This window comes from Streptomyces sp. NPDC002324, from assembly GCF_053593335.1.
On record NZ_JBSFCF010000028.1, the window covers coordinates 91,610 to 104,779 of the forward strand.

11 protein-coding genes are annotated in these 13,170 nt (G+C 70.8%); 2 read left to right on the plus strand and 9 right to left on the minus strand.

Annotated features, from left to right (window positions below):
- Nucleotides 1–4: 4 nt before the first annotated feature.
- From ACWCRJ_RS30390 to ACWCRJ_RS30425, 8 genes are all read right to left on the minus strand, one after another.
- The gene (locus ACWCRJ_RS30390) at nucleotides 5–802 is read right to left on the minus strand and encodes an alpha/beta hydrolase (protein WP_450942301.1); all 798 of its coding nucleotides are present in this window, start codon (nucleotides 800–802) and stop codon (nucleotides 5–7) included.
- Between the two features lie 28 nt (nucleotides 803–830).
- Nucleotides 831–1,655, minus strand: coding sequence for an alpha/beta fold hydrolase (locus ACWCRJ_RS30395; protein ID WP_450942302.1), 825 nt, complete (start codon nucleotides 1,653–1,655; stop codon nucleotides 831–833).
- 18 nt (nucleotides 1,656–1,673) lie between these two features.
- Complete coding sequence (locus ACWCRJ_RS30400) at nucleotides 1,674–2,498, minus strand: alpha/beta fold hydrolase (RefSeq protein ID WP_450942303.1); 825 nt, start codon at nucleotides 2,496–2,498, stop codon at nucleotides 1,674–1,676.
- 95 nt (nucleotides 2,499–2,593) lie between these two features.
- Nucleotides 2,594–5,341 carry a helix-turn-helix transcriptional regulator gene (locus ACWCRJ_RS30405; protein ID WP_450942304.1) on the minus strand — a complete coding sequence of 916 codons (2,748 nt, stop codon included), beginning with the start codon at nucleotides 5,339–5,341 and terminating at the stop codon, nucleotides 2,594–2,596.
- Nucleotides 5,342–5,787: 446 nt separating this feature from the next.
- Nucleotides 5,788–6,426: a hypothetical protein gene (locus ACWCRJ_RS30410; protein ID WP_450942305.1), complete on the minus strand. Its 639-nt coding sequence runs from the start codon at nucleotides 6,424–6,426 to the stop codon at nucleotides 5,788–5,790.
- A 23-nt stretch (nucleotides 6,427–6,449) separates the two neighbouring features.
- Nucleotides 6,450–6,992 (minus strand): DUF6882 domain-containing protein, encoded by a 543-nt coding sequence (locus tag ACWCRJ_RS30415; protein WP_450942306.1) that lies wholly within the window; start codon nucleotides 6,990–6,992, stop codon nucleotides 6,450–6,452.
- Nucleotides 6,993–7,115: 123 nt separating this feature from the next.
- On the minus strand, nucleotides 7,116–8,525 hold the full coding sequence (locus ACWCRJ_RS30420; RefSeq protein WP_450942307.1) for a M1 family metallopeptidase: 1,410 nt from the start codon (nucleotides 8,523–8,525) through the stop codon (nucleotides 7,116–7,118).
- 115 nt (nucleotides 8,526–8,640) lie between these two features.
- Nucleotides 8,641–8,997, minus strand: coding sequence for a hypothetical protein (locus tag ACWCRJ_RS30425; protein WP_450942308.1), 357 nt, complete (start codon nucleotides 8,995–8,997; stop codon nucleotides 8,641–8,643).
- A 676-nt stretch (nucleotides 8,998–9,673) separates the two neighbouring features.
- On the opposite strand from ACWCRJ_RS30425, the gene ACWCRJ_RS30430 reads away from it, so the two are divergent.
- Nucleotides 9,674–10,630: a GlxA family transcriptional regulator gene (locus ACWCRJ_RS30430; RefSeq protein WP_450942309.1), complete on the plus strand. Its 957-nt coding sequence runs from the start codon at nucleotides 9,674–9,676 to the stop codon at nucleotides 10,628–10,630.
- Between the two features lie 157 nt (nucleotides 10,631–10,787).
- A complete protein-coding gene (gene gap / locus ACWCRJ_RS30435) occupies nucleotides 10,788–11,786 on the plus strand; it encodes a type I glyceraldehyde-3-phosphate dehydrogenase (protein ID WP_450942310.1) in 999 nt (332 codons plus the stop codon).
- An 85-nt stretch (nucleotides 11,787–11,871) separates the two neighbouring features.
- Here gap and ACWCRJ_RS30440 read toward each other — a convergent pair whose 3' ends face one another.
- Complete coding sequence (locus ACWCRJ_RS30440) at nucleotides 11,872–13,035, minus strand: FAD-dependent oxidoreductase (protein WP_450942311.1); 1,164 nt, start codon at nucleotides 13,033–13,035, stop codon at nucleotides 11,872–11,874.
- Between the last annotated feature and the right edge of the window lie 135 nt (nucleotides 13,036–13,170).

Here is a 13,170-nt window from a genome sequence, read left to right on the forward strand (position 1 = left end):
GCGGTTATCGGGCGTGGGACAGGGCCCACGACAGCGCGTGGTCCGCGATCTCCTCCCAGCCGGGCGAGGCCGGCATCAGGTGGGGCTGTCCCGGATACACCTTGACCTCGGTGACGGTGTTCGACTTGTAGTGCTTGGCGTTGGACTGCTGGATTTTGGGCGGCATGAGGTGGTCCAGTTCGCCCGAGAGGAACAGCAGCGGCGCACGGTCGTCGTTGTGGTAGTTCACCCAGATGTCCTGGTGGCCGGGCTGGAGGTTGGCCAGCACGCTGTTCCACAGGATGCGGCCCGAGGCGGGGATCGCGTAACGCTCGTAGAGCGCCCGGGACTCCTCCTCGGAGAAGGTGTTGGTGAAGGCGTAGTGCCACTGCTCGTGGGTGAGGCCGACCGCCTTGTGATGGTTGGCGGGGTTCTTGAGCACGGGGAAGGTCGACTTCAGCTGGCTGAGCGGGGCCACCCGCACGCCTTCCGTGGGCGCGGAGTTGATGGCCACTCCGGCCGCGCCGAAGCCGTGATCGAGCAGAACCTGGGTGAACGCCCCGCCCGCTGAATGACCGATGAGGACGGGCGGCTTGTCGAGGCCACGGATCACGTTCGCCAGGCTCTCGACGATCTGCGGGGCGGTGATCGCCTCGATCGGGGACGGGTCGGCGTTCAGGGACTCGACCTCCGCCTCGAAGCCGGGGTAGGCGGGCGCGATCACCCGGTAACCCTGCTTCTCGTAGCGGTCGATCCAGTGTTCCCAGCTGCGGGGCGTGACCCAGAAGCCATGGATCAGGACGATGGTGTCCGGTGCGGTCATCGGTGTTCCTTCCCTAGTGTCAGCGGTGTCAGCGGGTGGCCCGGTGGGCGGCGAGGATCTGGCGGACGACGAGGTCGGGGTGAGACATCATCACCACGTGCGAGGCCCCCTTGACCTCGACCGTGGTGCTCCGGGCACGCTCGGCCATGAAGCGCTGGGCCGCGGCCGGGATGACGTTGTCGGCGGTGGGGATCACGTACCAGGACGGCAGGCTCTTCCAGGCCGGCGCGCCGCTGGCGGAGGTCAGTCCGTCCACGTTTCCCGGGCGCTGGGTGGCCGCCATGAGCCGTGTCACGGAGGTCGGCAGGTCCCCGGCGAACACCTCGTGGAACTTCGCCGGGTCGATGTAGCCGTCGTGGCCGGTGGTGCCGTCGGGCAGCGGGAACGGCCGGGTCAGCAGGGCTTCCGGCAGTTTGCTGCCCGGGAACATGCCGGCCAGTTGCAGGGCGCTCTCGCCCTTGTCCGGCGCGAAGGCCCCGACGTACACCAGGGCCTTGACGTGGGAGTGACCGCGCCCGGCGTTGGTGATGACCTCGCCGCCGTAGGAGTGGCCGACCAGAATGACCGGGCCGGGGATGCTGCCGATGACGCTGGAGACGTAGGCGGAGTCGCCCGCGAGGTCGCGCAGCGGGTTCGCGGGGGCGATGACCGGGAAGCCGGCCTTGAGCAGCCGGGCGATGACGTCGTTCCAGCCGGAGGAGTCGGCGAACACGCCGTGCACGAGCACGATGGTCGGTCTCCTGCCGCTGCCGGAGGGGGCGGCGGCCGAGGCGGGAGCGCCGGCGAGCGTGACCGCACCCGCGGCGAGCAGACCGCCGAGGACGCGGCGGCGGGGCTGACCTTCGGAGATCATGTGTGGGGTCCTTCCGGGTCAGGAGTTGAGGAAGTCCAGCAGGTCGACGCCGAGCTGTTCCTTGTGCGTGTCCGTGATGCCGTGCGGCGCGCCCGGGTAGACCTTCAGCGTGGCGTTCTTGATCCGGGCCGCCGACGCCTTCCCGCCCACCTCGAAGGGGACGACCTGGTCGTCGTCGCCGTGGACGACCAGCGTGGGCACGTCGAAGGCGTCGAGGTCGGCGCGGAAGTCGGTGGCCGAGAACGCCGCGACGCATTCGTAGGCGCCCCGGTGTCCGGCCTGCATGCTCTGGAGCCAGAACGCGTCCCGGATGCCCTGGGAGACGTCCGAGCCGGGTCGGTTGTGGCCGAAGAACGGCCCGTCGGCCAGGTCGTGGTACAGCTGTGAGCGGTCGGCGAGCGAACCGGCGCGGATCGCGTCGAACACCTCGATCGGAAGGCCGCCGGGGTTGTCGTCGGTCTTGAGCATGAACGGCGGTACGGCGGAGACCAGCACGAGTTGCGCGATGCGGCCGGTGCCGTGCCGGCCGATGTAGCGGGCGACCTCGCCGCCGCCCGTGGAGAAGCCGACGAGTGTCGCGTCGCGCAGGTCGAGGGTGTCGATCAGGGTGGCGAGGTCGTCGGCGTAGGTGTTCATCTCGTTGCCGTGCCAGGTCTGGGACGAGCGGCCGTGCCCCCGGCGATCGTGGGCGATGGCGCGGAAGCCGTTCGAGGCGAGGAACAGCTGCTGCGCCTCCCAGCTGTCGGAGTTCAGCGGCCAGCCGTGGCTGAGCACGACCGGCCGGCCCGTGCCCCAGTCCTTGTAGAAGATCCGCGCTCCGTCACGTGCGGTGACGTGTGGCATGCCGTGCTCCCGTCTGCAGGATCTGTCCGGTCGCCCCAGCGTCGGCCCGGACGGACGGTGCTCGAATCCCGTGGAGCGCGTAGTCGTGAGCCCGGTCAGTCCTCCAGTGCCTGTTGCAGCTGTCGGCGGGAGGTGACATCGAGCTTCCGGTAGATCTTTCGCAGGTGGTAGTCGACGGTGCTGGCGCTGATGTACAGCTGCGCGGCGATCTCGGCGTTGGTCGCTCCGCCCTTGGCCAGACGGGCGATCTGGAGTTCCTGCGAGGTCAGCGCGGACGCCGTGCCGACCGTCCCGCGCTGAGGCGGCGCGCCCGTGGCGGCCAGTTCCTGGGCGGCGCGCGCCGCGTATCTGGTGGCCTGCATGGCGTCGAACATCGCGACGGCCGTGCCCAGTTGCTCAGCGGCGTCCCTGCGGCGCTTACGGCGGCGCAGCCACTCGCCGTACAGCAGGTGGGCGATGGCGAGGTCGGAACGGGCGCCGGTGCCCGACAGCAGGGTGATCGCCTCGCGATACAGCGGCTCGGCGTCACCGACCGCCGCGAGCAGGGCCCTTGAGCGCGCCAGCAGGCCCAGGGCCCACGGTGTATCGGAGGCCGTCGCCCGGGAGGTCAGCGTGCCCAGTGCCTGCGTCGCCAGCACCCGGTCGCCGCAGCGTACGGCCGCCTCGACGAGCTGCGGAAGCAGCCGGGAGTGCACCCCGAGCACGTCCTGCTCGATCAGCGTGTGCGCGACGGTGCGGGCCCTCGCGTAGTCACCGCGGCTCAGGGCCAGCACCACCATGGCGATGCCGGCGATGGACTCGACCGCGCCACTGCCGAGATAGGTGCCGGCCTGCATCGACCCGTGGAGCACGGCGTCGAGGTCGTCGCGCTCCCCGTGCCAGGCCAGCAGCTCGGGATGCCGGTAGATGGCCCACACGTCGTCGTTCGCGCCGATCGCCGATCGAATCTGGTGGCCCTCGGCCAACAGAGCGTCGCCTGCCGCCAGTTCACCCAGATTGGTCGCGGACATCGAGGCACAGAACAACGCGGTGTCCAGCTGCCACAGGGAACCCGTGCGCCGGGCGACGTCGGCCGCCCGTTCGATCACAGCGGCGTGGATCTCCTCGTCCCACTGGATCATCGACATGGTGACGGCGGGCAGGTAGCCGCGCAGCACCTCCTCGTCGGCGGTCCCCGGGTCCAGCATCATGGCGCAGGCCCTCCGCAGGTGGGGCATGGCGCGTTCGTAGCCGTCGGTGACCAGGGCGGCGAAGCCGCGCAGCACGAGGTCCAGCCCCCTCGCCTCGGCCGTTCGCGGTACCAGCGTCTCCACGGCGCGGGCGATCTCGGCCAGTGTCGTGTCCCGCATGAGGTGCTCCGCGGTGATGGCGCGCTCGATCGCCCCGAGGAGCGCCTCACGGGCCAGGTCCGGGTCGCCGTCCAGGAGAAGGACCGCGGCACGTACGCACAGCGCAGGCGCGTGCGCGAACGAATCCGCGCCGCCCAACGTGATGCCCGTGTTCGCCCGGACCAACAGCGCCCGGCCCTGGCCGACATCGCCGAGCAGTTCCTCGTCGATCGCGTCCAGCAGCGACTCCGCCTGCAGCGGTGCCCCGGCGCGCAGCGCCGCCTCGGCCGCCGCCAGCAGCCGCCCCGCCCGCACTTCGCCTGCCGGTGTCAGCTCAGCTGCCCGGGTCAGGAAGGTGGCGCGGGCGGCGTAGCCGCCTCGCGCGCCGGCCCGGTCGGCCACGCGTTCCACCTCCGCGGCGACGGCGGGGTCCTCACCGATCGCGGCCGCGGCCAGATGCCAGGCCCGCCGGTCGCTGTCGGCCGGACGAGCGGTGGCCGCGGCCAGCGCCTGGTGCGCCTGCCGTCGCTCCACGCTGGTGGCACCGCTGTAGATCGCCGAGCGCACCAGCGGATGGCGGAACTTCACGGCCGCGTGCACCACCACGAGATGCGCGCGTTCGGCCGGGCCGGAAGCGTCCGCGCCGATCCCGAGCCTGCGGGCCGCGCTCATGAGGTAGCCGAGGTCGCCGCCCGGCTCGGCGGCGGCGAGGAGCAGCCAGGTCTGCGTCGGCTGCGGTAACTCCCGTACCTTGCGGAGGTAGTACGCCTCCAGCCTGCCGCCCACCGGCAGCGGTTCGGACAGCGCAAGCCCACCGGAGAGCTGATCGGCGGACAGCTCCCGCCCCAGGTCGGTCAGCGCCAGCGGGTTGCCGGCGGTGGCGGCCACGATCCGTGCCGCCACACGGTTGTCGAGCTGCCCGGGGACGATGTCCCGCAGCAGTTCCAGGGCGAACTTGTCTTCCAGACCCGCGACTTCGGTGGACTGAAGGCCCGCAGGCATCTCGAAACCCGTGCGCGCGGCGAACAGCAGGCCGACCCCCTCCGCGTGCACGCGCCGCCCTACGAAGGCGAGCACACCCAGGGACTCCTCGTCGAGCCACTGCGCATCGTCGACACAGACCAGCAAGGGCCGCTGCTTCGCGGTCTCCGCGAGCAGCGTGAGCGTCGCGAGCCCCACCAGAAAGCGATCGGCGGGCGGGCCGTCGGCCAGTCCGCACGCCACCCGCAACGCCTCGCCCTGGGCCCCGGGCAGCGCGCCGGTTTCCTTAAGGCCGCCCAGGAACGGCACGAGAACGCGGTGCAGCGCCGCGAACGGAAACCCCGACTCCGCCTCGACGCCCGCCACCCGCAGGACACGCAGGTCGGCGGCCTCGGAGGCCGCATGATCCAGCAGGACGGTCTTGCCGACCCCGGCGTCCCCCCTCAGCAGGACGACACCGCTCAACCCCTCCCGTAACTCCCTGACGAACCGGTCGAGCGCTTCCCGTTCCCTGACCCGCCCCTTGAGCACCACGCCGACACCCCTTCGGAGAGAAAGACCGGATGACGGAGAACAAGGTCGACGCGGCCCCCCACGCACCCCACACGGACACCCTCCGCCAGTTCTGATCATCCTGCGCAGGTTCACCATCAGTTATGTGAGACTTCCAGAAGTCACACACCCTGCTCCGCTTCGCTCGGTGGACGTGTCCGCGCTCCCCCTCCGTGGCGAAGCGGACGAGGGACGTGGCGGCCTCTGACCGGCCGGCGGGTCTCCGGCGTGGCCCGACGAACGCCGTCGGGGCGGCCGCCCAAGTGCCGCCCGGAGCCGGCCCGCCCCGTGAGGGTGCAGGTGCCGTCCCGTCGGCTGGGGGTCTGTGAGGTGGCGTACGGGCTGCCCTCGGCGAGTCTCATCAGTACGCGCGGTTTGCCTCGTCGTCCTGCCGCGCCGCTACCGCATCCACTCGACTCCGGGTGAAGTCACTCGACTCCAGGTGGAAAGCCGTAGATGCCCTTGCCCCCAGGTGGCGCTTCCGGGATTTCGGGAGGACATATTCCCCAGTCCTTGGCGATGGCCATGACGTGCCTCTCGACCGGCATGGCGGCATACCAGTCGTCCCACTCCGAGTCGCTCCAGGACGCCATGCCCTCTTCCGCACCCCTGACTCCGACACCGAGTCGGCGCTCGATGTCGGTCGGCTCACCGACGCGCAGAGGCACGTCACCGGCTGAGCTGTCGTAGGCGTACGCGCGGACGACCCGGCCGGCCTCCACTCTCGCCCAGGCGTGGTACTCGCCGATGCGATCGGTGCGGAAGTACTGCAGGTCACCCAGGCGCGAGCCCAGTGACCGAAGCCAGGACAGGAGGGACGGGCCGCTGTCCTCGATTCCGGCTTCGAGGTGAATCCGGCCGTGAGCCAGCGTCCAGCCGTCCACGGGGGAGGCCACGAAGACGCCTCGCCGGTACGCCGCTTCCGTCCCCGCCTCCCAGTCCATGGCCACCCTCGTGTGCAACCCCAGCGCGTCGGCGACCTGCCCGTTGTCACCGTCGGGCACGGCCAGCCAGGACGTCTTGTAACCGATCCCCATCACGATCCCCTCCCATGCACGTACGCGCATCCTGCCGTACGGTGTCGACGACGCTAGTCGACATGGACGTCGAACGTGGACGTGCTGCCGTCCTCGGCGGTGAGGGTGACCGGACCGAAGGTGATGATGGCGACGGAGTCGGCTCCGGGGCCCCGATAGAAGCCGGTCGCCTCGGTGATCCGGACCGCCAGGGCCGCGAGGGTCGCCGCGGCCCCCTCGTCGGCGTCGATCTTCGGCTGGGTGAGGGCGGCATGGCCGTGGACCTGCGCCCACTCACGAACGCTTCGGGCGTCGCGGCTCATCCCGGGGAGGATGCTCTCGTTCGCCCACGCCCACAGCCAGGAATCCGACGTGGGGCTGAAACTGCCGAGGATCTGTGCGGGTGCCGTCGCGGTCCTGTCGGCGAAAGTCCAGGTGATGAGGCCGGTTCGCTGATCCAGGCCCCAGCGGTCCGCCGAGCCCAGGCCCCAGGACATGTGCGCGCGAGCCAGCTGGTCGATCATGTCCTCGCCCTGCAGCACCAGCGCGCTCAGGTCAGCCTGATCCCCGGTTCGAGCAGCACGCTCCGACGTCCTGGTTCGCTTGAACAGTCCCATGTCGCGAAGTCTGCCAGAGGCTTCCGGTCGGCCCGTCTCCCCCGTCCGGCACCCAGTCGCCTCGCGTCTCCCGCTTGCCGGTGGGAATTCGGTTCGGCTCGGCGGCGCGCCGCACGCGCGTACTCACCGGATGCGGTGGGTCTCCCAGAACGGTCCGAGGTCCTCGTCCGTCATCGCCTGTGCGGCTTTCTTGAACGCGGCCGTGGTGGAGACGCCGTACCAGTGGTCATGGGCATACCGCTTGAGCAGGCGGGCCATGGTGCGGGCGCCGAGGGCGCGTTCCAGGTCGGCCAGGGCGCAGGGGCCGGCCGTGTAGACGAGGTGGTAGTCACCGCGATGCCGGGACCAGTAGCCCATCGAGTTCGTCAGCATGGTGCTGTCGTCCGGCCAGGAGACGTCCGACCAGCACTCGCGCGTCTCCCACCCGTAGAAGCGGGCATTGGCGTACTGAGCGAAGCTCTCGTCCAGCCACGGTGAGGCGTACTCGTCGTTGCCGACGATGCCGTACCACCACTGGTGCGCCACCTCGTGCACGACGGCGCCGCCCTCCTCGGTGGTACCGACCAGGACCAGGCCCGGGTATTCCATGCCGCCGCCGAACCGACTGGTCATCACGAGGTCGATCTCGCCGTACGGGTAGCGGCCGAACTCCCTGCCGAAACGGTCGATCGCGGCGACGGCGTCCGCACGGTTGAGGCGTACTCCCTCGGCCGGTGTGCCGGTTCCCCAGTACGACTTCACGCGTACGCCCCCGGGCGTGGTCTGCGTCGCCGTGCGGAACGGGCCCGCCGCCCACGCGAAGTCCCGCACGCGGTGCGCGACGCTCAGCGTCACCGTACGGCCGTGGCCGGCAGGGAGGGTCCGGGTGTGACCGGTCGCCGGCACCTTCAGGGCCGACGGGTGGTCGAGGCGGACCCGGAAGTCGCTGGTCAGCGCGTAGAAACTCTCACCGAGGGACACGTACGGATCAAGGTGCCACCCTCGCGTGTCGTGCACGGCGAGCACGGGGAGGGCGTTGCCGAGGAAGCGGTAGGCGCCCTCGCGGCCGAAGCGCGCGGTGCGGTCGGGCACGGTGAGGGAGACGTCGAAGGCGACGGACGCCCTCTCGCCGCGTCCGAGCGTCCTGGGCAGGGCGATGCGCAGAGCCGTGCACCGCACGGAGAGCCGGTCCGGCGTGCCGCCGGTGACGTTCGAGACGGTGACGGGGGACGGCGCGCCCGGCGTGCCGCACCGGTCCTCGCCGTTGCCCCACAGACGTAGATACACCTCCCGCAACGGCTGACGTGAGGCGTTGCGGAACGACACCCGCTGCCGTCCCGTCCAGTGACTGCCGTCGGTGTCGGAGCGCAGGGACACGTCGTAGCGCGCGCGATCCGGCGTCGCGGCCCTGACCGCTCCCGGTCCGGTCGACGCGCCGGCCTCCTGCGCACCCTGCCCCACCGCGAGGAGCTGCGCGAGCAGCACCAGCGACATGAGCAGGACACCCGTCAGACGACGACCAAACGTGCGCGACCACATGACCGACAGCGACATGCCATGGAATCCTGCCACAACTCGCCCCGTACGAAGCGGACTTGGACGGTGCTTACGTCTGCTCGTGATGCGCCGGCCGGCCATGAGCGCAGAGTCGCAGAGCGCGGTCCGCCAGTCAGTGTCCGGACGGGATCTGGTCCTGCGGCCCGTCATCCGCCGCTCTCGCGCCGTCGTCCCACCGCGCCCGCTCGGCGACGGCCGGATCGGCCGAGTCCGAGACCAGCTCCGCCACCCGCAGGACGCACTCCCACTCCGTCAGCTTGCCTTTGATCACCACCAGGTACGACTCCTGGTCGGCGAAGCGGTACACGTGCCGCCGCTTCTCGATGATGTTCTTGCTCGGCAAGTACGTGCGGAGGGCAGCTCGGAGTGCCTCCAGCGCCTGGTCCTTCGTGTCCTTCCCCCGGCAGATGAACTCGGTCCGGTACATCTCGCTGTGGGAGTACTGCGCGATCACGACCCAGTTACCCATGCTCAACTCCCCCTCGACACCCTTGTCAGTCAGCCATAGTTCAGCCTAGGTCCTTCCCCCTCGGCGGGCCTGCTCCAGGGTTCGAGCGGTGGGGGCCGGCTCGCAGGCGCGTGCTGCCGATGGTCGATGACCTCGCCCGACACCGCCCCGCCGTCCGCGGGGAGCGGGCAGCGGAGTGATGAGCCCGACCACGCCGCCGCCTGCGCCGGGCCACGCCTGCGGCGTGTGCAGCCCCCGGTCGCCCTGCTGCCCGACTTCCGCCTGGCGGCGGGGCTGATACGGCTCGCCGCGGAGCCGTCGTGGACGACCTTGGCCATCACCGCGGCGACCGCCGCCCTCGGAATGCTGCTCAACTCGGGGTTGCGCGCCGTGGTTTCCGCTCGGCGGAGCGATTCCTCGGCAGCACCTGAGTCGGAGGCGGCAGCAGCAGCAGCCGAGCTTCGGGTCAGCAGGAAGAGCCAGGGGCGCACCCTCACACCTGAGCGGTTCCGGCCTGCCCCGTGCGCGCTGAGGCAGCCCGATGTGCCGCCCGGCCTCCGCTCAGACGGAGGATTCGCGGCGCAGGTGAGGGTCATGCCGGGGGTCGGGATCGTACGGGATCACCCGCACGCCGGCCCTCGCGGTGCCGTGTCCGCAGTCGCGAGGTCCACGTCGCGGCCCCGCGTAGCCTCTCCCCATGCCAGCCACCCCCCTGCATCGCGTCGCCGTCCTTGTGCTCGAAGGTGCCAAGCCGCTCGATGTCGGCATTCCCGCTCAGGTCTTCACGACCCGCGCGAGCATGCCGTACGAGGTACGGGTGTGCGGGGCGGCGCCCGGCCTCGTGACCGGCGGCGACGGCCTGTCGTACGCCGTCGCGCACGGCCTCGACACGCTCGCGTGGGCCGACATCGTCTTCGTGCCCGGCTACCGGCATCCGGACCGCGACGAACCGCCGCAGGCCGTGGTCGACGCGCTGGTCGCGGCCCACGCCCGGGGCGCGCGGCTCGCCGCCATCTCCACGGGCGCCTTCGCGCTCGCCGCCACGGGCCTGCTCGACGGCCGGCGCGCCACGACGCACTGGCACTACACGCGTGCGCTCATGGCCAGGCATCCGTCGGTCCAGGTCGACGAGAACGTGCTGTTCGTCGACGAGGGCAGCGTGCTCACCTCGGCCGGCGCCGCCTCCGGCATCGACCTGTGCCTGCACATCCTGCGCGGCGACCTCGGAGTGGCCGCGTCCAACCACGCGGCCCGCCGCCTGGTCGCGGCCCCGTACCGCAGCGGCGGTCAGGCCCAGTACGTGCCGCGCAGCGTCCCCGAGCCGCTCGGTGAGCGGTTCGCCGCCACTCGCGAGTGGGCGCTGCACCGCCTCGGGGAGCCTCTCACCCTCGACGCCCTGGCGCGACAATCCGGCGTCTCGGCGCGCACGTTCTCCCGGCGCTTCGTCGAGGAGACCGGCTACACACCGATGCAGTGGGTGATGCGCGCCCGCATCGACCTGTCCCGCGAACTGCTGGAGCGCTCCGAGCGCAGCGTCGAACAGATCGCCGCCGACGTCGGTCTCGGCACCGGTGCGAACCTTCGCCTGCACTTCCAGCACATCCTGGGCACGACACCGAGCGAGTACCGGCGCACCTTCACCCGCGGCGCGTGATGAACCGTGGTCGTAGCGAAAGAGTGGGCGTGGCGGAACCGTGGGCGTGGCGGAACCCTGGTCGTGGCGCGATCCTTGTGAACCATGGCGATCCCGCCACTGTCAGCGAGGTGGGCCGCGGGCGAGCCTTGTGTGGCGAAGGGAAGGGACACCACACATGACTCGCATCGCCATCAACGGATTCGGCCGCATCGGACGCAATGTGCTGCGCGCGCTGCTGGAGCGTGACAGCACCCTGGAGATCGTCGCCGTCAACGACCTCACCGAGCCCGCCACGCTCGCCCGGCTGCTCGCCTACGACTCGACGGCCGGCCGCCTCGGACGCCCGGTGACCGTCGACGGCAACGCCCTCGTCGTGGACGGCCGCCGGATCACAGTGTCGGCCGAGCGTGAGCCGGCGCAGCTGCCGTGGGCCGAACTCGGCGTCGACATCGTCCTGGAGGCGACCGGCCGCTTCACCTCGGCGAAGGCCGCCCGCGCCCATCTCGACGCGGGCGCTCGCAAGGTTCTCGTCAGCGCGCCGTCGGACGGCGCCGACGTCACCCTCGCGTTCGGGGTCAACACCGACGCCTACGACCCGGACCTGCACACGGTCGTCTCCAACGCCTCGTGCACCACCAACGCGCTCGCGCCCCTGGCCAAGGTCCTCGACGAACTGGCCGGCATCGAGCACGGGTTCATGACGACCGTGCACGCCTACACCCAGGAGCAGAACCTCCAGGACGGACCGCACCGCGACGCCCGTCGCGCCCGGGCCGCCGGTGTCAACATCGTGCCCACCACGACCGGTGCCGCCAAGGCCATCGGCCTGGTGCTGCCGAACCTCGAAGGCAAGCTGTCGGGCGACTCGATCCGCGTACCGGTGCCGGTGGGCTCGATCGTCGAACTCAACACGACCGTCGCCCGCGACGTGACGCGCGACGAGGTGCTCGCGGCCTACCGCGCCGCGGCCCAGGGGCCGCTCGCCGGTGTCCTGGAGTACTCGGACGACCCGCTCGTGTCGTCCGACATCACGGGCAATCCCGCCTCGTCGATCTTCGACTCGGACCTCACCCGCGTCGACGGCCGCCACATCAAGGTGGTCGCCTGGTACGACAACGAGTGGGGCTTCTCGAACCGCGTGATCGACACGCTAGAACTCCTCGCCACCGGCTGACCGGACGCGAGGAGGATGTGCCGCCTCGGGGCGACCGGGTCGACCAGTACTCCTTCGGGCACTCTGGTCGACCGGTCGAGCGGGCTCAGGACTGCTCGGGTGCTACGGGCCCGCCCTGGGAGCCGCCGCTGATGAGCTCGACGAGTCCGAACGGCGCGCGGTCGCCGAGGCAGAGGTCCATGGTTGCGTGGGCGTCGGCGTAGAAGGACTCGGTGCGCGGGAACAGCGCCTGTTCGTAGGCGGCGAGTGCCGCTTCGGTGTCGTCGGGGTGTGCGGCGATCGCCTTGGCGAGTTCGGCGCCGTCGAACATGGCCAGGTTCGCGCCGTCGCCGGAAGGCGGCATCAGGTGCGCGGCATCGCCGAGGAGCGTCACCCCCGGCACACGCTCCCATCGGTGCCCGTCGGGCAGCGTGTGGATCATCCGCGCGATGGGAGCGGTCTCGCCATCGGTGATCAGCGCGGTGAGCTCCGGCGCCCATCCCTCGAACTCGTTCGCGACCCGGGGGGTCGCGGCGGCGGGGTCGGTGAAGTCGATGTCCGCGATCCAGTCGGCGGGGGCGTTCACCATGACGTAGGTGTGCAGGATGTCCCCCGCCTCGCGGTGCGCGACGATCCCCTTGCCCGGGGTCAGTGCGTACATCGCGCCGACACCGACGAGGTCGGCGGTCGCGGTGTGCCGCTCGTCGACGTCGTACAGATAGGTCTCCACGAAGGTCGTTCCGCTGTAGTGGGGTTCGGCGTCGGAGAGCAGCGGGCGGATCCTCGACCATGCGCCGTCGGCGCCGATGAGGAGGTCGCTGGTCACGGTGGAGCCGTCGGCGAAAGCAAGTTCGTGCCGGCCGTCGCCGTGGGGCCGGACGCCGGTGACCTTGCGTCCCCACCGCACCGTTCCCTCGGGCAGCGAGTCGAGCAGGATGCGGCGCAGGTCGCCGCGGAGCACCTCGGGGCGCGCCGTCCTGCCGTCGTCGGGGTTGTCGTGCAGCAGCTTCCCTTGCTGGTCGAGCACGCGCAGCGCCTCGGCGCCCTCGTGGATGATCGCGCGGAACTCATCGGTGAGGCCGGCGTCGGCGAGCGCGCGCTGCCCGTCGTCCGTGTGGATGTCGAGCTGGCCGCCCTGCGTGCGGGACTCGGCCGAGGGGTCGGCCTCGTAGACCGTCGAGGGGATGCCGTGGACGTGCAGGACCCGGGCGAGCATCAGGCCGCCGAGTCCGGCGCCGACGATGACGATCGAGTGGGTGGTGGCGGTCATGGGCTTCCTCGTTCCTGTACGGGCAGCGCGCCAGGCGTTGCCCCGGACACTCATATGGACCAACGTTCCAAAAGCATATGGACCAACGTTCCAAAAACAAAATGGAACGCGGGTCCAGCGTGTGTCAGACTGAGG

What these genes read in the sequence shown, in the direction of transcription:
- ACWCRJ_RS30390 (WP_450942301.1), bottom strand. Translation starts at nt 802, where the DNA reads ATGACCGCACCGGACACCATCGTCCTGATCCATGGCTTCTGGGTCACG.
- ACWCRJ_RS30395 (WP_450942302.1), bottom strand. Translation starts at nt 1,655, where the DNA reads ATGATCTCCGAAGGTCAGCCCCGCCGCCGCGTCCTCGGCGGTCTGCTC.
- ACWCRJ_RS30400 (WP_450942303.1), bottom strand. Translation starts at nt 2,498, where the DNA reads ATGCCACACGTCACCGCACGTGACGGAGCGCGGATCTTCTACAAGGAC.
- ACWCRJ_RS30410 (WP_450942305.1), bottom strand. Translation starts at nt 6,426, where the DNA reads ATGCGCGTACGTGCATGGGAGGGGATCGTGATGGGGATCGGTTACAAG.
- ACWCRJ_RS30415 (WP_450942306.1), bottom strand. Translation starts at nt 6,992, where the DNA reads ATGGGACTGTTCAAGCGAACCAGGACGTCGGAGCGTGCTGCTCGAACC.
- ACWCRJ_RS30420 (WP_450942307.1), bottom strand. Translation starts at nt 8,525, where the DNA reads ATGTCGCTGTCGGTCATGTGGTCGCGCACGTTTGGTCGTCGTCTGACG.
- ACWCRJ_RS30425 (WP_450942308.1), bottom strand. Translation starts at nt 8,997, where the DNA reads ATGGGTAACTGGGTCGTGATCGCGCAGTACTCCCACAGCGAGATGTAC.
- ACWCRJ_RS30430 (WP_450942309.1), top strand. Translation starts at nt 9,674, where the DNA reads ATGCCAGCCACCCCCCTGCATCGCGTCGCCGTCCTTGTGCTCGAAGGT.
- gap (WP_450942310.1), top strand. Translation starts at nt 10,788, where the DNA reads ATGACTCGCATCGCCATCAACGGATTCGGCCGCATCGGACGCAATGTG.
- ACWCRJ_RS30440 (WP_450942311.1), bottom strand. Translation starts at nt 13,035, where the DNA reads ATGACCGCCACCACCCACTCGATCGTCATCGTCGGCGCCGGACTCGGC.